Source organism: Salimicrobium salexigens (assembly GCF_900156705.1).
In the GTDB taxonomy this organism is placed as follows: Bacteria; Bacillota; Bacilli; order Bacillales; family Halobacillaceae; genus Salimicrobium; species Salimicrobium album.
In genome coordinates, this window is the sequence record NZ_FTOK01000002.1 from 339,909 (window position 1) to 360,224 (window position 20,316).

The window sequence follows — 20,316 nt, forward strand, 5'->3', positions numbered from 1 at the left end:
CGGTGCTTGTGAAAAGCGCCGGTACTCATTTTTGTTTTCAGTAAATGACCTGGCTGAAAAGCATATACAAACAAATTTTATATGGTGTAAAAATTGACGCATGGAGGTATTGTCACGTCGTGCGACGGGATGTATATTCAGTGGGTTTTTAATCAGTGGAGTCATTGTCTTCGCGACGGTCGCTGTTTTTCTGAGTTGAACTTTCTTCTGTTTCAGAGGGGGTGGTCGTCTGGTTATCCGAATTACTGTCGGACTCTGATGGATTGGAATTTTCATCCGGGGATTCAGAGTTCTCTTGAGAGGTATCCGGAGTTTCACTGTCGGCATTCGAGGAACGTTCATTTGAATCACCTGTGCCCGATGCCGGGTCGGAGCTTTCTTCCTGGGCGTCTGAACCGCTATTCTGTTCCGGAGATGATTCGGTATTTCTCTCGGATGAGCTGTTGTAGGAGCCGGAAGATCCATTACTTTCTTCATTATCTGAACCAGTAGCCGGTGTCTCCGTCTCGCTGCTCTGTTCCGAAGAATTGGAGCTGCTTCCGTTTTCCTGACCGGAATCGCTTGAAGAACCGCCGGAATTGTTACTTGAGGAAGGGGCGGGATCCTGTTCCGAGTTGCCTGAGTCTTCCTGGGAGGCGGGAGCACTGTCTGAACTTCCGTTACCAGCGTCTGCACCGGAACCTTCGCCTGAAGAGCCGGAGTTTTGATCACTTTCCTGACCGGAATCGCTGTTTCCTTCTTCGGAGGAACCGTTGTACTGTTCATCAGAACTGTTATCGGATGGTGAATCTGTTCCGGAATTTCCTTCTTCCGGAGAGTCTGAATTACTGCTTTCGTTTTGAGAAGAGCTGTTGTTACCTTCGGAAGAGCTGTTATTCTGGCTGTCTGATCCGTTTCCTTCACTTTCCGAATTGTTATTTTGAGCCCCGGAACTGCTGTCTTCTTCCGGGGCTTCGTTATTTTGGCCGTCTGACTCATTATTCTGATTTCCGGAACCATTATTTTGACTGTCCGATCCGCTATTTCCGGAGTCGTTATTCTGGCTGTCCGACTCATTATTCGGACTATCGGCATCGTTGTGCTGGCTGTCCGATCCGCCATTTTCGGACCCGCTGTTTTCACTGTCGGTCCCTTCATTTCCGGAACCGGAATCTTCGTTCTCTTCTCCGGCATCGCTCTCGTTTCCGGAGTCTTCATTCGTATTATTGTCTTCGTTATTTCCGGTGCTGCCTGAATCTTCGTTTTCTTCCTCACTGCTGTTTTCTTCATCTTCGTTACTTTGTTCCTCTTCGTTACTTTGTTCCTCTTCAGTAGATTCTTCAGCAGGTTCACTTTCCTGTTCCGGAACCTGTACGGAAGTGTTCTCTGAATCACTGTCGGAAGAAGAACCGTCACCGAGGACCGTTACAGAGATGTCGTAGGTCTTACCCGGATCCGGGGAGCTTATCTCATAGCTTGTTTCCCCGGTCGAGGTAGAGTTGCCCCCGGTTGCCGAAATATAGAAATCGGCGCTTTCCGGGTAAGACCACGTTACATCGATACTGTCAGAATCCTTGTCATAAGAAGCAGACAGACCGCTGACCGGGTCCATCTGCTGATACTGGGCGGATATGTCGGAAGGTTGATTATCCACGTGAAACAGTTCCGTTACGATTTCGGAGGAGGGAGTGTAGGAACTCGGCAGTTTTGCCGGCCTGGAACCTTCTTCCACTCCTACCTCCACTACACTGTCAGGTTGTTTGAAGTCTTCCGTATCTTTACCTTCGGACAGCTCTTCCATAAGATGTCGGAACATCTGTTTCGGAACATCTTTACCACTTTCATTATCTATAGAGGACCTGTCCTGATTCCCGGTCCAGACGGAAATAGAGTAGTCTGTCGTATAGCCGTTGAACCAGGCGTCCACTTCTTTGTTCGTAGTACCCGTTTTACCGGCCATAGGGAGGCCCGGAACTTTAGCAGCTGTACCGGTTCCGCTCTCAACGGCAGTTTTTAGCATGGAGGTGACCATGTACGCTGTATAATCTTTCATGGCGGAGACCGGTTCAGGTGTAAGATCTACGGTACCGTTATCAGGTGTTTCCACTTTCCTTACAGTATACGGCTCATTATAGACTCCTTCATTACCGAAGGCGGCATAAGCCCCGGACATCTGAATAGGCGTTACTTCCTGTGTACCGAGAGCATCACCAAGCTCCATAGGCCCTTCACCGAAGGAGATACCGAGCTTGTTGGCAAAATCACTGGCACGGCTCGGTCCTACAGCATCGAGTGCTTTTACCGCAGGGATGTTGATGGACTGGGCGAGCGCTTCACGTATGGACATCCAGCCACGGTGTTCATCGTCGAAGTTGGAAGGGGAGTACCCGTTGAAATCTGTCTCCTCATCTTTCAGCTGATGATACGTCGACCATTTTTCATGTTCTATAACCGGACCATACGCTGCGATCGGTTTCATCGTCGAACCTGCCTGTCTCGGATCGTCAGTGGCAAAATTCAGGCCTCCGGATACGTAGTTTCTCCCGCCACCTATGGCACGGATCGCACCGGTTTGGGTGTCAACGACGGATACGGAACTTTGAAGGGACTCGGTCGGCCAGCTCACAGGTCCTTCCCCGTTCATAGCTTCCTGAGTGAGCTGCTGTGCTTCAGGATCCAGGGTAGTGTAAATTTTAAGTCCGTCTTTGAAAATGTTCACATCTTCCATTTTGCTTTCGACTTCCTTCTGAACCTGATCCACGAACGCCTGAAATTTCTTCGTTTTTTCTGTCCTTTCGGCAAGCATCGAAGAAATATCGGTCTGGCGCGCTTTTTCTGCTTCCTCTTCCGAAATCTTGCCGTGACTCACCATTAAGTGAAGGACAGTACTCATTCTGTCTTTGGCAAGCTCAGGGTTCTCATAAGGGTCGTAGCCGCTCGGACGCTGAGGAAGACCGGCAAGCAAAGCGGATTCTGCCAGTGTCAGTTCACTCAGGTCCGATTTATTAAAGTAAGTTTTGGCGGCTTCGGCAACGCCGTAGGCCCCCTGGCCGAAATATATCTTATTGACGTACATTTCGAAAATTCTTTCCTTTTCGTATTCACGGTCGAGTTTCAGTGCCAGATACTGTTCCTGGACTTTCCTCTCCAACGTTTTATCGGAAGTAAGGAGGGACTGTTTGATCACCTGCTGGGTGATGGTACTGGCCCCTTCCGAACCGAAACCTTCTGTGATATTGGCCCATATAGCGGCAAGTATACGCTGAAGATCGATACCGCTGTGCTCGAAAAAGCGGACGTCTTCCGTCGCGAGCACGGAATTTACGTATGTCTCCGGAAGGTCCTCATAATTGATCCTCGTCCGGCGCTCTTCACCGCCGACATTGACCGCGAAATCATCATTCATGTCCATAATTTTTGAAGAGAAAGGAGCCTGCAGTTCGGATGCTTTAAGTTCCGGAGCGTTCGAAGCATAGTAGGCGAACAGGGCAGTTACTCCGAGTCCTATGATCACTCCTGCAATTAATATAATAGCGATAATCTTTTTGATTTTGGACGAACCCGCGAACTTACTCTTCTTATTCTTCGCTTTTCGTCTGTTCAACTGCTGGCGTCGTTCTTTTCGTGAGTTGTAGTTATTAGCCATTCAATTTTCCTCCAATTTCTCCAAAACCATGTCTACAGCTTTCAAATAGTCCAGTCTTGCCTGAAAGTGAAAAGGTATCATATACGCTTTATCCTTGACCGTCTGATAAGGGATCGATTTTCGTCCTCCACGTTCCTGGTTATTCCAGTATTCAATAATATATTCACTTTCCATAAGATAGGTTTCCTCCAGTGGTGCAAAACGGATAATGATAAAGGACAGACCGCGCTGGCAGATCACCTGTTCCATGTGAGCAATCTGATGGGCGTGGATGTTACTCAAAGGGAAAGATGTCTTGTTTCTCGTTTCTTTCGCCTCGAAATCCACGTGATATCCTTTATAAACCCCGTTGTAATCCGTAGTCGATGCCTGTTTAAAATAAGCTTCTTTGATCACAGCGGCGCTCCTCTTCGGGTAATCGACGTTAACGATCTGCACGGGTGTAGGTTTTTTATGGATGCTTGCTATATTCCTGGAAAGGTAGTATATATTGGCTGCGTTCAAGTCCTCTTCAAGCGTCATGCCCCTGTTGCTGTATTTATCAGCTGAGGAGGCAGGAGCGGTGTTGGCACGGGATACCTTCTTTTTACTTCCGTTCGGATATCGCATCATCATATCCTCCTCCTGGAATTCTCACTTTATTATACGTGCTTCATCCCCAAACGACAAATATAAATCCTTCCATGAATACGGATACAGCAGTATTTTTTTCAAGGAAATACATTTTATTGCTGTAAGAACAGGAAAAGGGAGGGAGAGGGGTGTGAACAGGTCCGAAAGAACAGTTCCAAAGCACTGGGAAATGTGAGGGAGGGGCCGAGAGGTGATAAAGTTACATCTTTGTGAACAAAAAGCAGGCCCTGTACGGGAGAAGGATTTACCAGTTACACAAATCATGCTACTCTTGATGGGGAAAAGGAGGGTATGGATGAGTCTGCAAAAAAGAACCCGTACGCTTAAAGAATCTCTGGACGAGCTGCACGAGCGATACACTTCACACACCGGCCCGGTGGACCGGACGGGTCACGAATTTTTTGAAAAGGTGAAAAATGAAACAGCACCTTATTTCGAGCTGGTCCAGGACTGGTACGAAGAAGTGGAACCGTTTGTAAAGGAAAGAGACGTAACCGTACACCCGAATCAGATCAAATCGACGCATGAAAACATAGAAATGCTTATTCTTCATTCTTATTATCTTGACGTGGATAAGAACAGGTACAAAGATCTTCATCAGTCTTCCCACTACGTATTGGACATGGTGCTGGACAATCTCTGAAGGTCGAATGCAAACGCTTTACAAAAGGACGGGTGTTTTATATAATGAATATCCCTAACAGAGGAGGGGATATGATGGTAACGAGAGACGAATTAATCCAGAAAGCGATAGATATACGGAAGAGAGCGTACGTACCCTATTCCGAATTTCCGGTGGGAGCCGCAGTGCTTACGAAAAGCGGTGAGGTATACGAAGGAGTGAATATTGAAAATGCCGCTTATCCGACGAGCTGCTGTGCTGAACGGGTGGCTATTTTCAAAGCTGTAGCAGACGGCCACTATGATTTCGAGACGCTGGCAGTCACTGCAGACACAGATCGCCCGGTACCTCCGTGCGGCTCCTGCAGACAGGTGATGAGTGAGTTCTTCGATTCCGACACAGTGATACACACGACTAATGTGAAGGGGCAGATCAAATCGATGACGATGGAAGAACTTCTGCCTTTTTCTTTCACTCCGGAAGATCTTAACAAATGAACAGTTTTCACTCCGGCCCACTAAAGCTATAATAGTTTTAGTGGGTTTTCATTGAAAAACAACCGCAAACAGATTTACAGGTGATGAATCAGGAAGGAAGAGGGAGGTGGAGCCGAATTGGACAGACGCCTGGTCGTAACAGGTTATAAGTCTCACGAAATGGGAATCTTCCAGGAGGAGGACAGACGGGTGCTGTTTATAAAAGAGGCTATCCGGAAAAGACTCGTCGCTTTTCTCGAGGACGGAGGAGAGTGGGTCCTCGTCTCCTGTCAGCCGGGTGTAGAATTCTGGACGGCCCAGGTCGTGCTGGCGTTGAAAGAAGACTATGATGTGTCCCTGGCGGTTCTTCCTCCTTTTGAAGGTGTGGAAGAGCGCTGGCCCGAAGATATCCAGATGGCTTTTCAGGAAATAAAAGAAGATGCGGATTTTTATAAGCCGGTCTACAAAGGCGGCTATCAGGGTGCTTTTCAGTTTAAAGTGAAAGATCGTTTTCTGATCGAGCATTCTGACAGGGCGCTTGTTCTTTATGATGAAGAGACTCCCGGGACTCCCAAATTCTTTCTGGAAATGGCTCGTTTTGCCGAAGGGTATGAAATAGAGCGGATCACCCCGGAGGATCTTCAGGATACCGTAGAAGAACTGGAATGGACGAGCCCAGAACTGTTTGAAGGAGGAAATCCCGATTGACAGACGCACCCAGTTTTGAAAGAATATAAGTACTCGCAGGATAAGAGGTGAATGGAATGACGGAAGATCGGTTTCATTTGACAGGAAAAGAAATACTTGAAAAAGATTTCAAAACGTCGATGAGAGGTTATAATCAGGAAGAAGTGGATGAATACCTCGACCTGGTTATCCAGGATTATGAACAGTACGAGCAAATGATCAAGGATTTAAAAGAAGAAAATGACCGCCTTAAGAAGAATCGGTCCCTTTCGAAGGATCCGGTCCAGCCCGAGAAAAGGGAAACGAGATCGATGAAGTCCGGCAACCAGGTGAACTACGATATTTTGAAACGTCTGTCCAACCTGGAGAAGGAAGTATTCGGTTCTCGTGATTATCAGGATGATCAGGAATAAATTGTTCGATGACAATTGTCCGGGAATCTGATAAAATGAACTTTCGCAACATGGGAGATGCTGAGGTAATCGCTGCCGATGGCAGAGGAAAGTCCATGCTCGCACAAGCTGAGATTGCTTGTAGTGTTCGTGCCAGACGAAATCATAAGTCTGGGTAGTGCCAAGCACTAACGGCAGAGAAAAGACCTGTGTCCCGGATGGGATATGGTCTGACTATCTTGAAAGTGCCACAGTGACGGAGCCGAAGTAGAAATACTTCGGGTGGAACGAGGTAAACCCCTCGAGCGAGCAACCCAAACTTAGGTAGGGGCACTCTTTCGAAGGAATGAAACGGAGAAAGAGGCCGGCATCGCCGGCAGATAGATGATTACCACCGGAGTACGAGGTTTGACCACCGCCGGCAGTACAAAGGTACAGAACATGGCTTACCAGGCATCTCCCGGTCATACATAAGATATGTCACCTCCTTTATGGTAGGATTACCGTAATGGAGGTTTTTTCTTTAAGACAGCAATTCAGCCACCGGGTGAAGGTCGCATGGAAACTATTTATTTTTAATATAAGGATGTGATATTGATGGATAAAATTACGCTTATAGCTACAGCCGCGATGGGACTTGAAGGGATCGTCGGGCAGGAACTGAGGGATCTCGGGTATGAAAACGTGAAGGTGGAGAACAGCCGCGCTGTCTTTGAAGCCCGCCCTTCCGATATACCGAGAGTGAACTTATGGCTCCGTTCCGCCGACCGGGTGAAGCTTCTCGTCGGTAAGTTCAACGCCTACAGTTTCGACGAACTGTTCGAAAATACGAAAGCTCTTCCATGGGAACAGTTCATCTCGGAAGATGGAGAGTTTCCGGTCATTGGAAAATCCAAAAAATCGAAATTATACAGCGTCCCTGACTGTCAGGCTATCGTGAAAAAGGCGATTGTAGAACGTATGAAGCAGAAGTACGGTATCGCGGACAGGCTGGAGGAGACGGGGGCATTTTATCGTGTGGAAGTGGATATCAATAAAGACGAGGCGTGGCTCACACTGGACACCTCGGGTTCCGGTCTCCATAAGCGGGGCTATCGTGTAGGTCAGGGAGAGGCCCCTTTAAAAGAAACGCTGGCTGCCGCGCTCATACAGGTGACGAACTGGAGGGGGGATGCCCCTTTCGTCGATCTCTTCTGCGGCTCCGGTACGATACCGATAGAAGCGGCACTTATCGGGCAGAACATCGCTCCCGGGTTCAACCGGGAATTCGCTTCCGAAAACTGGTCATTCGTCAGTGACAAGTACTGGGATGCGGCTTTTGAAGAGGCTGAAGACAAAGCGCAGTATGATCAGCCCGTCAATATACAGGGGATGGATATCGATCCGAAGATGATAGAAATATCAAAAGCCAACGCTATGGAAGCGGGGCTCGGAGAACTGATCCCTTTTAAACAGATGCAGGCAAGGGACTTCAAACCCGAAGAGAAAGGCGGTTATCTCATTTCAAACCCGCCGTATGGCGAAAGGATAGGGGACAGGAAAGAGGTTGAGAAAACGTATCGCCAGCTCGGCGGGACTATGAAAGACTTCCCGACGTGGAGTGTTTATATACTTACCGCCCATTCTCAGTTCGAAAAGGTATACGGTACGGAAGCTACGAAGAAGAGAAAATTGTTCAACGGCTTTATAGAAACGAATTACTACCAGTTCTTCGGAAAAAAATAATTGTAAAACCCGCTTTCTGAGTGCACAGAAAGCGGGTTTTTTTAAACTTCTCTTTTAATGATTCTTATTAATACTTAGTAGCAACTCCGAAAGAAAAAATAAAAATAGATCTGTAAAATCTGTGTTGTTACTCATATAAATGAGTTTGAAGCGCTTCTTTAGCCAGTCGGTCTGCCGTATTATTTTCTTTTTCCGGAATCCACTTCATAAATACAAAAGAGAACTGTTCGGCCAGCCTTAGCAATTGTTCATGGTAGGGTTGAAAATCTTTGTTTTTACATCGGCCGGTCTCGAATGTTTCGACAACTATTTTAGAATCCGTTCTCAAAGAAATGATTTCTCCCGGATAAAGGTCCTTGCAAATCCCGAGTGCGAAACAGGCACTTGCAAATTCCGCTTCATGATTTGAAAGTGTACCGAGGTACGAAGTACGGTACACTTTATCCTGGTTGTTTTTTATATAAACCCCGGAGTAACTGACACCGGGGTTTCCTTTTGTCGCAGCGTCTGTGTAAATTTCTATCACAATCGTCACTCCTTGAATGAAAAGGATTTTGCTGCATATAGAAAAGGCGTATCCAGCAGTGACACGATGAACTTGATGAAATAAGTGGTCCAGAAAATTTCAAGCCAGACGTCAAATGGATACAGACCGTAAAAGGCTATACCGCAGAATACGGCAGTGTCGAGCAGCTGGCTGATCATCGTCGAACCGTTGTTCCGGATCCAAAGCTGACGATCTTTCGGGAAGAATCTTTTTAACAGAGCATACAGCCAGACGTCGAAATACTGGCTCACGATGTAGGCAAGGAGACTGCCGATGGCAATCTGCGGAACGATGCCGAACAGTGTTTCAAGACCGGACTGGGCAATGTCACTTTCAGCCGGTATGAACCGGAGCGAAAACTGCATCATGATAGTCATGGTGATTAGTGCGGAGAATCCGAGCCACACTGCTTTTTTTGCAGATTCTTTTCCGTATTTTTCATTCAGAATGTCTGTCGCGAGAAAAGCTGTCCCATAAATAATATTACCGAGGGTGGCAGTCAATCCGAACAATTCAACTGTCTTCACTACCTGAATATTTGCAACAACAGTAGCCATACCGATCCATACGAACAGGCCGTATTTACCGAAAATCCGGTAGATCACCAGAAGCATACTGAAATTGACCAGGGCGAAGATAATCCATAATAGTTCATTCGTCATAATACTTTTCCTCCTTAGTTTTGGTAACGCGGGAGTTTGCGAACCGCGAAAGCCTGACAAAGTAACATTATACGCAGAACGGAGTAAGGTTGCAATATATTAATAAAAGGGGAACCCTCTGAAATCAGATAAAAAAAGCCGTCTCGAACTGTCTTGTATAAACGAAGACAGACCGGGACGACTTACCAGACTCAAAAAGACAGTATAAATCCAAACAAAAAAGCAACAGCTCAATGCTGTTGCTTTTGGGACATTTAATTTATTGTTTAACAACGTTAGCCGCTTGTGGGCCACGGTCGCCTTCTACGATTTCGAAAGTGACTTCTTGACCTTCTTCAAGAGACTTGAAACCTTCTTCTTGGATAGCGGAGAAGTGTACGAATACGTCGTTACCTTCCTCTACCTGAATGAAGCCATAACCTTTTTCTGCGTTAAACCATTTTACTGTACCGTTTTGCATAATTAAATCCTCCTAGATCTTGCACGTAACACGTGATATTACAAATATGATGCGGAACATAACAAAACGTCCTAACAAAAGTGCGGAATACAAAAGCATAAGCACTTCTCATTAGGAGTTACCTTTGTTTTATGATTCCAAACATCTTATTTGCTTACTTAATAATATATCGTAATTATCAATATTAGTCAAGGAAGTGTTCGAAAAAATTTCAAATTCTTATTAAGAAATATTATAATAGATTATATTCCGGGAGGTGACAACGATGAACATCAATATTGGACTCACAGGATGGAGCGATCATCCATCTTTGTATGAAGAGTCTGTACGGTCCCATGAAAAACTGCAGGCGTATGCGTCTCATTTTCCTGTGGTGGAAGTGGACACAGCTTTCTATGCTATTCAAAAACAGACCTACTACGAAAAATGGGTGAAGGATACTCCGCGGAATTTCTCTTTTGTAATCAAAGCTTTCAGGGGGCTGACAGGACACGACCGGGAAAAAAGGTCGAAACAGGAACTTCACGAGCTGATGGAGGCTTATAAGGAATCGATCGAACCGGTCGTGAAAGCAGGAAAACTGAATGCTTTATTATTCCAGTTCCCGCCCTGGTTCGATGTGAAGAAGGAAAACATTCAGAAAATGAGGCAGATCAGGGAGTGGCTCAAGGACTATCCCGTAGCCATCGAATTCCGGAATCAGAGCTGGTACAGGGAAGCATACCGGGAGAGGACGCTTTCGTTTCTGGAAGAAGAAGGATTTATCCATACGGTATGCGATGAGCCTCAGGCGGGGGAAGGATCGGTTCCGGCTGTCGTTCGGGCGACGAATAAGGATAAGACTTTAATAAGGCTGCACGGGCGCAACGTACACGGATGGGAAAAAAACGGACACAAAGACTGGAGAGCCGTCCGCTTTCTTTATAATTATAATGAGGAAGAACTGAAAAACTGGGTCCCTTCCATCGAGAAACTTCTAAAGGAGTCGAACTCCATCACTATGCTCTTCAATAACAACTCAGGGCACGATGCCGCTGCAAATGCTAAGGAAATGATGGGGCATTTGGGAGTATCGTACGAAGGACTGAACCCGCGTCAGCTCGGTCTATTCTGAGTATCGGCGGGGGAGTCGACTCCCGGGCGGACGTCATCCGGGAGAATGATTCTAAAACCTTTCGCAAATAGTGAAAAGCCTGTATCCTTGAAGGAGGCGGGGGCGGAGAATAATGATTTCAATGTACTGCTCTATTTATGAAGGAGGCGATGAAGAATGAATGAACAGGCATACCTGGATCTCTGCAGACATATATTACATAACGGTAAGGATAAAGGAGACAGGACAGGAACGGGTACACGTTCTGTATTCGGATATCAGATGAGATTCGATCTGAAGGAAGGTTTTCCACTTCTTACCACTAAAAAGGTTCCGTTTCGGCTGATCTGGAGCGAATTGCTGTGGTTTATAAAGGGGGACACCAACATAAGGTTCCTTCTCGAAAATAACAATAACATCTGGAATGAATGGGCGTTTGAAAATTGGGTGTCCAGCAGTAAGTACGACGGTCCGGACATGAGCGATTTCGGCCGGAGGCGGCTTTCCGACGAAAGTTTTGCCGAAGACTTCGAAAAAGAAATGGACAGATTCAAGCAGAGAATTCTTGAAGACGATGATTTCGCCCGGGAATTCGGGGACCTTGGTAATGTGTACGGAAAACAGTGGAGGGCCTGGAGGACATCGGACGGCAATGTGATCGACCAGCTGAAAGAAGTGATCCATTCCATTAAAACGAATCCTGATTCCAGGAGACATATCGTAACAGCCTGGGACCCTGAAGATGTGCCGGGAAACATGGCTCTGCCTCCCTGTCACACGATGTTCCAGTTTTACGTGCAGAATGGGGAGTTGTCCTGTCAGTTGTATCAGAGGAGCGGGGATACGTTCCTTGGCGTACCTTTCAACATTGCAAGTTACGCTCTTCTGACGCATCTGATTGCGAACGAATGCGGGCTGGAGCCCGGGGAATTCGTGCATACTCTCGGGGATGCACACATATACCATAATCACTTTGAACAAATAGAGAAGCAGCTGTCCAGAGATCCCGGGCCGCTCCCTGAGCTGAATATTTACGCCCCTGAAAAGTCTATATTTGATTTGTCCATCGAGGACGTGGGGATTGAAGGTTACCATCCTCAACCGGGCATCAAAGCACCTGTAGCAGTATAGGAGGGAAAACATGATTTCGTTTATTTTTGCAATGGATAACAACAGACTTATAGGGAAAGATAATGATCTTCCCTGGCATATTCCTAATGACTTCAAGTTCTTTAAGACGAAAACGATGCATTCTACCATTATCATGGGCAGGAAGACGTTCGAATCTCTCGACGGCCCTCTCCCGAAACGGGAACATATCATCATTACAAAAGATGAAAACTACGAAGCAGGCGACTGCACCGTAGTCCATTCCGTGGACGAAATACGGGCTATTACTTCCGGAGATCCAGAAAAAGAATGGTTCGTGATCGGCGGGACGGTGCTGTTCGAATCGATGCTTGAGGATGTCGACCGGATGTATGTCACGCATATCGATCATTCTTTCCAAGGGGACACCTATTTTCCGGAGATTGACTGGTCGAGGTGGGAACTTACGGACAAAGAAAAAGGAATGCGGGATGAGAAGAATCCGTACGACTATTTTTTCTGTATTTATGACAGGAAATAATAAATCAGTAGAGACATAAAGCGATTTCCGTGATATGATGAACGAAACGAACTTATGTTCATCAGGGTTCCCGGTCAGGTTTAAAATCACACGGCTGGAACCAATATGTATATTAAAGAGGTGAAGCCACGTGGCATCTATAGGGGTACCAGGTTTAATTTTAATTTTGGTTATAGCGTTGGTTATTTTCGGACCTTCGAAACTGCCGGAGATCGGTAAAGCTTTCGGAACGACGCTGAAAGAGTTCAAGAACGCCACCGGTGATATTATGTCCGACGATTCGAAGAAATCCTCGGACAAAGAGAACAAGTAAGGAGATGCGTAGATGTAAGGGATATCCTTACATCTACTTTTTTGTTTCATTTCGACAGGGAGGGTGAACATTGGCCGATCAGGAGATGAATTATGTAGAACATTTAGGCGAGTTACGAAAAAGAATTATCCTGACGCTGGTGACGTTTATAGCATTTTTCGTCGTGGGCTTTCTTTATCATCGACCTATACAGGCTTATTTTTTAAATGACGTATCATTCGAGCTTCATATGACGAGCCCGGGTGAAATCATATGGATCGTATTTACAATTGCATCCATTATTGCGATCGCAGCTACGCTGCCGATGTTTTCGTTTCAGCTGTGGCTGTTTATCAGGCCGGCACTTACAAAAGTGGAGAAACGTGTATCACTCATGTACATACCCTTTATCTTTATTCTGTTTATTGCCGGGCTGGTATTCGGGTATTTTATATTCATCAAATTTATCATGCCGTTTCTTCTCGATCTGAATGACGGCATGTTCACGGAAATTTATACAGTGGAAAGGTACTTTAAGTTTCTTTTCCGGGTCACTGTACCGTTCGCCGTGTTTTTTGAAATCCCCCTTATTCTGATGTTTCTGACGAGTCTCGGCATAGTGAACCCCCAGTTTCTCATCAAAATCAGGAAGTATGCTTATCTCATACTTGTCATCATGGGCACGATTCTGTCTCCGCCTGACTTTATCCTGCAACTGGTGGTGGCTGTACCGCTGATTCTGCTGTATGAAATCAGTATCATCCTTTCCCGGATCGTTTTCCGGAAGCGGATGAAACGACAGCGGGAATACCTGGATGAAGATTAGACGCTGACCCCCGGTCGGCGTTCTTTTTTGTAACGGAGGGAAAAGCATGATAAAACAGTAATACGATAGTGTGGGGAGGAATTGTATATGAAGCGTTCATTTTATCATTATATGATGAGGTTCCGGGGTGATTTAAATGAGGGACCCGAAAAGAAGCTGGCTGACTGGATGTTTCATGAGCACAGCTTTCCGAAACAGTCCGCTACCTATGATGAACTCAGTGCATATTTGGAGTATCACAGCCCTTTTCCGGGGGCGCTCGCTGCTTTTGACCATTTGTACGATTCTTATCTGGAAGAAGAAAGGTAGGAGAACAAATGAAAATCATCCATACTGCCGACTGGCATTTAGGAAAAATCATTTACAAACAGCATCTGACCGAAGACCAGAACGAAGTTATTCAACAGTTTCTGAAAATATGTGAAGAAGAACAGCCGGATGCCGTCATTATTGCAGGAGATCTGTACGACCGGGCCATCCCGCCTAAAGAAGCGGTGAAAGTGCTGAACGATACGCTGCTTCACCTGCGGAAGCTGAATATACCGGTTCTTATGATTTCCGGTAACCATGACAGCAGTGAACGCCTTGCGTTCGGGACGTCCCTGTTTGAACTCGGAGGAGTCCACTTGCATACGGAACTGAAAGAAAACCGGGAGCCTGTCGTACTTCTCGATGAAGAGGGTCCCGTATATTTCCACCTGATCCCGTACATAGAACCTGCGGAAGCGCAGGCAGTTTTCAGGGAGAAGGAGATTAAGACTCACCAGGAGGCTTATGAGGCGATCGTCGAAGACATCCGGGAGAGGTTCGACATGAACGAGCGCCACGTGCTCGTAGGCCACGCTTTCATACAGGGCGGCATGGAGAGCGATTCCGAAGAGAGACTGACGATGATGGGCGGGACTCCATATGTGGAGGCGGAACTGTTTCACGATTTCTCCTATGTGGCTCTCGGCCACCTCCACCAGCCTCAGCGCGTAGGTTCTCCGCACATCCGTTACAGCGGTTCTCCGTTCAAATACTCCTTCTCAGAAGTGACGCACAATAAATCACTCACTGTAGCAGATGTCACACCGGGGGAGACGAGCACCCGGCAGATTCCTCTTGCCCCTGAGAAGGACCTCGAAACAGTGGAAGGCTATTTCAGCGATCTGATGAAAGGGGATGCGACTGTGAACCGCGATAATTACCTGAATATACGACTGCTTGATGATGGAGAAATACTTGACCCCGTCGGTCAGCTGAAAACGGTCTATCCGAACGTCCTTCATCTGGAACGAAAAGGAATCACCGGATCTTTCCGGGAAGAAGATATAGAAAGAGTAAGAGAGAAGCGGAACAAAGCTCCGATAGAGGTGATGAGCGAGTATTTTGAACTGGTGAAAGACGAAGAGCTCAGCGGTGAGAAACAGGAAATTCTTCAGCAGATCATCGAAGATATCAGACAGTCGGAAAGGAAGGTATAAGCATGGAAATCATGGAGTTGACCCTGCAGGCCTTCGGACCGTATAAAAACAGGCAGACTATTTCTTTTGAGAGACTGAAACAGTATCCCATATTTCTTATCACCGGTCCGACAGGTGCAGGAAAGACGACAGTATTCGACGCCATCTGTTTTGCTCTGTACGGAAAGGCCAGCGGCAGCGACCGCGACCAGGAAACCTTACGGAGCCAGCTGTCCCGGCCCGAAGAAAAGACATTTGTCTCTTTTACATTCCGCATCAACAACAAGACGTATGCGCTTGAAAGGTCCCCGAAACAGGTAGTGGCGAAACAAAGGGGAGAAGGAACGAAAGAAGAGCCGGCCAGAGCTGAACTGTATTTCGATCCGGAAGGGGAGCGTCAGCTTCTGGCTTCGAAAGTGAGAGAGGTGGATCAGCTTGTCGAGGATATGCTCGGATTGAATTACGAGCAGTTCCGCAAGATGATGATGATTCCTCAGGGAGAGTTCCGCAAACTTATCTCCGAAAACAGCCGGGAACGGGAAGAAGTGCTGCGTAAAATTTTCGACACCAGCCTGTATATGGACGTCACGGAAAGACTTAAACAGAAGAGAGCGGGCCTGGAGGGGGAAATTAAGAAGTCGAGGGAAAAAGCGAAAGACATCGTGTCACACCTTTATTTCGATGAAGAAAAAGATCTGCCCGAAAATCCTGCTGATGCCATGTACTATATCCGGCAAGATATTGACGGGAAGAATGAGCTGATTGCCCGGATCGGGGAACGTAAAGCAGCCCGGGAAAAAGTGAAAAACGATATAGAAGAGAAGCTTAAGAAAATCGAACAGCACAATGACCTGCTGAAAGATCGGGAAGATTACGCGAAGAGACAGGAAGAGATACAGTCTCATAAGCAGGAAATCGAGAAGAAAAAGACCATGGCCGCGAAGGGAGAAGAAGCAGATAAGCTCGAAATTTACGACAAACAGGTGAGAGTAGCCGAACATGACCTCAAGGACCTGGAGCGCCAGAGGAATGAGACGAAAGCGGATTATGAGAAAGTGGTGCAGCAGCAGGAAAGAAAGCAGCAGGAGCGGAAAGATTTTGAGGGGAAAGAAGAAGAACGTCTGCAGCTGAAACGGAAATTGGACCGTCTCGAGGAAGACAGGGAACGGTTTCCTGAAATAAAAGACAAAGAAAAAAATGCAGACGCGAAAAAGCGAAAGAAAGAAGAGCTGAGGAAAGAACTTCAACAACAAAAGGAAGATGGCACACGCTGCAGGCAGAAGGAGAAAGCCCTTTCGGACAGTCTGGTGCAATTTCAGGGTATAGATCAGAAGTACTTCGACTGGAAAGGGAAGACCGACCGGCAGGAATACGAAAAAGAAAAACTGAACCGGATGTATGGCCTCGCGGCAAAATGGGCGGAAGAGCAGAAGGAACGGGAAAGACATGAAGCCTTTTTCCGGGAGAAAAGAGAGGAAAGGATCAATAAAGAAAAAGAATGGACACGTTTGACTTCCTCGCAGAAAGAACACCAGGCTTATCTTCTGATGCTTGAACTCGCCCCCGGCGACTCCTGTCCGGTGTGCGGCTCCGATCATCACCCGTCGCCTGCGCGTCCGGAAGAGGCTGTGGATAAAGAGGAGATAGAAGCAGCGGAAGAAGCCGTGAAGCAGTTGAAAAAACAGGAAGAGCAGCTGCAGGAGAAGGTGTTCCGGGTAAAAGCGGATGAAGAATCGAAGAAGCAGGAACTGGAAGCGAACGGTTATGAAGTGGAAGCAACACCGGCGGATGATGTCGCCGGAAACCTGGAAGAACAGATCAAAGAAGTGAACCGCAGCCTGCACACGTTGCAGACAGAAACAGAGAAGCTTGATGCGGAAAGAAAAGAAAGGGATGAGACGGAACGCACGCACAGAGAAGTCCAGAGATCGCTGGAAGAGAAAAGGGAGCGATACGAAACTCTGAAAGCTCAGTATGATGCCGTACAAAAAGAGATTTACGAGGTGGAAGCAGAACTGAAAGAATTTTATCGTTCCCTGTCTCAGTTCGGAAATGTCGAGGAACTGACGACTGATACGCTGGAGCGGATATATGAAGACATCAGCGCCCGGCACGAGAAAATGACGGAAGAGAAGCAGCGGATCGATGATGAACTGTCCCGTCTTGCCGAAAAACGCAGCGGCCTTGAGGGGACATTGAAACAGCATAGAGAGACGTATGAGAAAGCGGAAAAAACAGTAAGAGCCAACGAAGAAGAGTTTAGACAAATGTTTGAAAAGACTTCCTTTTCAAGTCTGGAAGACTACAAAGAGAGTAAAATAACTCCCGGTGAAGTGGAAGCTGCAAAAAAAGAAATCCAGGACTATGAAAACAGAAAAAAATTCATCGAAAGCCGTCTGAAAGAACTCGACGAAAAAATCGGTGAAGAAACAGCGTATATCCCCACCGACTCCCTCGCACAGGAAATACAGGAGATTATGGAGGAAATGAACAACATTCAGGAAAGACTCACTCAGAAGGATTATGAAAGAAAGCACAATGAGAAATCCCTGCGGGAACTTAATGACCTCCTGAAGGAGCAGGGGACGAACGAGCAGTTGTTCTATGAGGTGGGAGATCTTGCCCGTGTTACGAACGGAGACAATTCGCTCCGGCTTTCTCTCGAGAGATATGTACTCGCTTCCTATCTCGATGAAATCCTGCTTCAGGCGAATCAGCGGCTCCAGGTGATGACCGACTATCGCTATCAGTTGAAACGGAGTGAAGAAATCGCCAAAAGGGGAGCTCAAAGCGGGCTGGACCTTGAAGTGATGGATCAGTACACAGGACTCGAAAGATCGGTACGTACCTTATCCGGAGGCGAAGGGTTCAAAGCCGCTTTAAGTCTTGCTCTCGGTATGGCGGATGTCGTCCAGTCCCATGCCGGAGGTGTACAGTTGAATACGCTGTTCATCGACGAAGGTTTCGGGACTCTCGATGATATTTCCCTGCAGCAGGCGATCGAATGTCTAAAATCACTGCAGGACGGGAATCGTCTGTTAGGAATCATTTCACACGTCCCGCAGCTGAAAGAGGAAATACCCGTACAGATGCAGGTCAATGCTACGGGCAGCGGGTCCAGTGTCACGATCAAATATAGCTGAGGAGGAATTCATATGGCTACTCCCTTTTCAATGGGATGGGTGCTTATTACCGAAGGAAAAGAAAAAAGACTAAATCTGGATGATAATCTGTTTGAAGTGACGTTCGACGGGTATCAGCTGTTTCCGATGCATGAACATCTGGAAGTGAGACGTCATCTGAAATCGGACCAGATCGGAACGGCCAATATTGAGCAGCTGACGTTGAAAGACGGCAGGACTATCTGTCATTACCGGCTGGTCTCCCTGTATTCGGTCAACTGAACAGACAGATGTGCCTGATTTTTAATAAGTGGACAGGGGGGAGCAACAGTGATCGATTTGAATAACGACTGGAATCCGCTTCTGCAGCCGGAACAGGAGAAGCCTTACTACCGGCAGCTGCGGTCTTTTCTGAAAGAAGAATACGGAAAGAAAGAAATATATCCTCCGATGCACGATATATTCAACGCGCTGCAGACTACCGGGTATGAAGATACAAAAGTGGTCATTCTTGGCCAGGATCCCTATCATGGCCCGGGGCAGGCGCACGGCTACAGTTTCTCGGTGAGACCCGGCGTCACCATCCCGCCCTCCCTCCGGAATATATTCAAGGAGCTCGAGGAGGACGTCGGGGTACCGGCACCTTCCGGAGGCTCTCTCCTGCCGTGGGCGGAAGAGGGTGTGTTACTGATGAATAACGTCCTCACCGTCCGCCGCGGGGAAGCTCATTCCCACCAGGGGAAAGGGTGGGAGCAGTTCACGGATAAAGTGATTGAGGTTTTGAATGAGCGGGAGACACCGGTCGTGTTTTTCCTGTGGGGGAGAGCCGCCCGTCAGAAAGCGGACGGAGTCGACAGGGATAAGCATTTCGTCATCGAAAGTTCTCATCCAAGCCCCTTCGCTGCGCACAAAGGTTTCTTCGGAAGCAGACCGTTCAGCCGGGCCAATGCGTTCCTCGAGGAAAAAGGCCGTTCTCCCGTGAATTGGGAACTTCCGTGAAGTAGCCGGCCGTCTTTGCAGTAAGCACGAAAATTGATATTTTTCGTTAATTCAGAAACAATGTAATTGGAACGAATTAGTATGGAGGGGTTCATTTGGCACAGCAACTGAAGACAGCAACATTCGCAGGCGGATGCTTCTGGTGTATGGTAGAGCCTTTTGACGAAAGGCCCGGCATCCATTCCATCACCTCAGGCTACACGGGAGGGGACGTGGAAAACCCGACCTACATGCAGGTAGTGACGACGGACACAGGACATAGGGAAGCCGTAGAAATCGTTTATGACCCTGAGGTTTTCCCGTATCGCCGACTGCTTGATATTTTCTGGACACAGATCGATCCTACTGACGATAAAGGTCAATTCGCCGATCGCGGTTTTTCCTATACGACAGCCATCTACTATCACGATGAAGAACAGAAGCAGCTCGCTGAAGAAAGTAAGAGAGAGCTCGAAGCTTCCGGAAAATTCCGCAATCCTATCGTAACTCCTGTGCTGCCGGCCAGTGAGTTCTATGAAGCGGAAAAGGAACACCAGGACTACTACAAGAAAAACAGATTCCACTATAAAATGTACAAAAAAGGTTCAGGGAGGGCGAAATTTATCAAAGATCATTGGAAACTTGAGAAGAATAAAGAAGATCTGAAAAACAGCCTGACGGATATCCAGTACAAAGTGACCCAGGAAAACGCTACGGAACGACCGTTCCAGAATGAGTATCATGATCACGAAGAAGACGGAATATATGTGGATATCGTTTCGAAGGAACCACTATTTTCTTCCACGGATAAATACGATGCCGGATGCGGATGGCCGAGTTTCACTAAACCTATGGAAAAACAGCAGGTCGAGGAAGAAGTCGATCAGACGCACGGCATGATCCGCACGGAAGTACGCAGTTCTCAGGCGGACTCCCACCTCGGTCACGTTTTCGAGGACGGTCCTAAGGATCAGGGCGGTCTAAGGTACTGCATCAATTCCGCGGCACTTACGTTCATTCCTAAAAGCGAAATGAAAGAGCAGGGGTACGGGGACTATCTTTATTTATTCAAATAAAGCTTATTTATTCAAATAAAGCTTA

Annotated in this window: 21 protein-coding genes and 1 other RNA gene; 17 read left to right on the forward strand and 5 right to left on the reverse strand. The window is 47.1% G+C overall.

Features of this window, described 5'->3' with window-relative positions; all coding sequences use genetic code 11:
- Positions 1-148: 148 nt before the first annotated feature.
- Both BW931_RS03970 and recU read right to left on the reverse strand, forming a co-directional pair.
- Positions 149-3,625: a PBP1A family penicillin-binding protein gene (locus BW931_RS03970; RefSeq protein WP_076570116.1), complete on the reverse strand. Its 3,477-nt coding sequence runs from the start codon at positions 3,623-3,625 to the stop codon at positions 149-151.
- Positions 3,626-4,234 (reverse strand): Holliday junction resolvase RecU, encoded by a 609-nt coding sequence (gene recU, locus BW931_RS03975; RefSeq protein ID WP_076570219.1) that lies wholly within the window; start codon positions 4,232-4,234, stop codon positions 3,626-3,628.
- A gap of 319 nt (positions 4,235-4,553) precedes the next feature.
- Here recU and BW931_RS03980 point away from each other — a divergent pair, with 319 nt between their 5' ends.
- The 6 genes from BW931_RS03980 to BW931_RS04005 all read left to right on the forward strand — a co-directional run bounded on the left by BW931_RS03980 (position 4,554) and on the right by BW931_RS04005 (position 8,160).
- Positions 4,554-4,901 carry a DUF1798 family protein gene (locus BW931_RS03980; RefSeq protein WP_076570119.1) on the forward strand — a complete coding sequence of 116 codons (348 nt, stop codon included), beginning with the start codon at positions 4,554-4,556 and terminating at the stop codon, positions 4,899-4,901.
- Between the two features lie 74 nt (positions 4,902-4,975).
- A complete protein-coding gene (gene cdd, locus BW931_RS03985; protein ID WP_076570121.1) occupies positions 4,976-5,377 on the forward strand; it encodes a cytidine deaminase in 402 nt (133 codons plus the stop codon).
- A 117-nt stretch (positions 5,378-5,494) separates the two neighbouring features.
- Positions 5,495-6,064 carry an SLOG family protein gene (locus tag BW931_RS03990; RefSeq protein ID WP_076570124.1) on the forward strand — a complete coding sequence of 190 codons (570 nt, stop codon included), beginning with the start codon at positions 5,495-5,497 and terminating at the stop codon, positions 6,062-6,064.
- A gap of 56 nt (positions 6,065-6,120) precedes the next feature.
- Entirely contained in the window at positions 6,121-6,456 is a 336-nt protein-coding gene (gene gpsB, locus BW931_RS03995) for a cell division regulator GpsB (RefSeq protein ID WP_076570129.1), read from the forward strand.
- 57 nt (positions 6,457-6,513) lie between these two features.
- Positions 6,514-6,888: RNase P RNA component class B (gene rnpB / locus BW931_RS04000), an RNA gene on the forward strand.
- A gap of 144 nt (positions 6,889-7,032) precedes the next feature.
- The gene (locus BW931_RS04005) at positions 7,033-8,160 is read left to right on the forward strand and encodes a THUMP domain-containing class I SAM-dependent RNA methyltransferase (protein WP_076570131.1); all 1,128 of its coding nucleotides are present in this window, start codon (positions 7,033-7,035) and stop codon (positions 8,158-8,160) included.
- A gap of 127 nt (positions 8,161-8,287) precedes the next feature.
- Here BW931_RS04005 and BW931_RS04010 read toward each other — a convergent pair whose 3' ends face one another.
- The 3 genes from BW931_RS04010 to BW931_RS04020 all read right to left on the reverse strand — a co-directional run bounded on the left by BW931_RS04010 (position 8,288) and on the right by BW931_RS04020 (position 9,829).
- Positions 8,288-8,686 carry a ribonuclease HI family protein gene (locus BW931_RS04010; protein ID WP_076570133.1) on the reverse strand — a complete coding sequence of 133 codons (399 nt, stop codon included), beginning with the start codon at positions 8,684-8,686 and terminating at the stop codon, positions 8,288-8,290.
- Positions 8,687-8,691: 5 nt separating this feature from the next.
- A complete protein-coding gene (locus BW931_RS04015) occupies positions 8,692-9,369 on the reverse strand; it encodes a queuosine precursor transporter (RefSeq protein ID WP_076570135.1) in 678 nt (225 codons plus the stop codon).
- Between the two features lie 259 nt (positions 9,370-9,628).
- Positions 9,629-9,829 (reverse strand): cold-shock protein, encoded by a 201-nt coding sequence (locus tag BW931_RS04020; RefSeq protein ID WP_008587582.1) that lies wholly within the window; start codon positions 9,827-9,829, stop codon positions 9,629-9,631.
- Positions 9,830-10,094: 265 nt separating this feature from the next.
- Between BW931_RS04020 and BW931_RS04025 the strand changes: the two genes are divergently transcribed.
- The 11 genes from BW931_RS04025 to msrB all read left to right on the forward strand — a co-directional run bounded on the left by BW931_RS04025 (position 10,095) and on the right by msrB (position 20,291).
- On the forward strand, positions 10,095-10,943 hold the full coding sequence (locus BW931_RS04025) for a DUF72 domain-containing protein (protein WP_076570137.1): 849 nt from the start codon (positions 10,095-10,097) through the stop codon (positions 10,941-10,943).
- A 156-nt stretch (positions 10,944-11,099) separates the two neighbouring features.
- Positions 11,100-12,053 carry a thymidylate synthase gene (locus BW931_RS04030; RefSeq protein ID WP_076570139.1) on the forward strand — a complete coding sequence of 318 codons (954 nt, stop codon included), beginning with the start codon at positions 11,100-11,102 and terminating at the stop codon, positions 12,051-12,053.
- Positions 12,054-12,063: 10 nt separating this feature from the next.
- Positions 12,064-12,552, forward strand: a complete 489-nt coding sequence (locus BW931_RS04035; protein ID WP_076570141.1) for a dihydrofolate reductase — start codon at positions 12,064-12,066, stop codon at positions 12,550-12,552.
- Positions 12,553-12,682: 130 nt separating this feature from the next.
- Entirely contained in the window at positions 12,683-12,865 is a 183-nt protein-coding gene (locus BW931_RS04040; RefSeq protein WP_008587590.1) for a twin-arginine translocase TatA/TatE family subunit, read from the forward strand.
- Positions 12,866-12,950: 85 nt separating this feature from the next.
- Positions 12,951-13,670: a twin-arginine translocase subunit TatC gene (tatC, locus tag BW931_RS04045; protein ID WP_040609097.1), complete on the forward strand. Its 720-nt coding sequence runs from the start codon at positions 12,951-12,953 to the stop codon at positions 13,668-13,670.
- 87 nt (positions 13,671-13,757) lie between these two features.
- Positions 13,758-13,979 (forward strand): YozE family protein, encoded by a 222-nt coding sequence (locus BW931_RS04050; RefSeq protein WP_076570144.1) that lies wholly within the window; start codon positions 13,758-13,760, stop codon positions 13,977-13,979.
- Between the two features lie 8 nt (positions 13,980-13,987).
- Positions 13,988-15,136: an exonuclease SbcCD subunit D gene (locus BW931_RS04055; protein WP_076570146.1), complete on the forward strand. Its 1,149-nt coding sequence runs from the start codon at positions 13,988-13,990 to the stop codon at positions 15,134-15,136.
- A gap of 2 nt (positions 15,137-15,138) precedes the next feature.
- A complete protein-coding gene (locus BW931_RS04060; protein WP_076570148.1) occupies positions 15,139-18,258 on the forward strand; it encodes an SbcC/MukB-like Walker B domain-containing protein in 3,120 nt (1,039 codons plus the stop codon).
- A 12-nt stretch (positions 18,259-18,270) separates the two neighbouring features.
- Positions 18,271-18,519, forward strand: coding sequence for a DUF2584 domain-containing protein (locus BW931_RS04065; protein WP_076570150.1), 249 nt, complete (start codon positions 18,271-18,273; stop codon positions 18,517-18,519).
- Between the two features lie 48 nt (positions 18,520-18,567).
- On the forward strand, positions 18,568-19,236 hold the full coding sequence (locus tag BW931_RS04070; protein ID WP_076570152.1) for a uracil-DNA glycosylase: 669 nt from the start codon (positions 18,568-18,570) through the stop codon (positions 19,234-19,236).
- 95 nt (positions 19,237-19,331) lie between these two features.
- Positions 19,332-20,291 (forward strand): peptide-methionine (R)-S-oxide reductase MsrB, encoded by a 960-nt coding sequence (msrB, locus tag BW931_RS04075; protein WP_076570154.1) that lies wholly within the window; start codon positions 19,332-19,334, stop codon positions 20,289-20,291.
- Positions 20,292-20,316 lie beyond the last annotated feature (25 nt).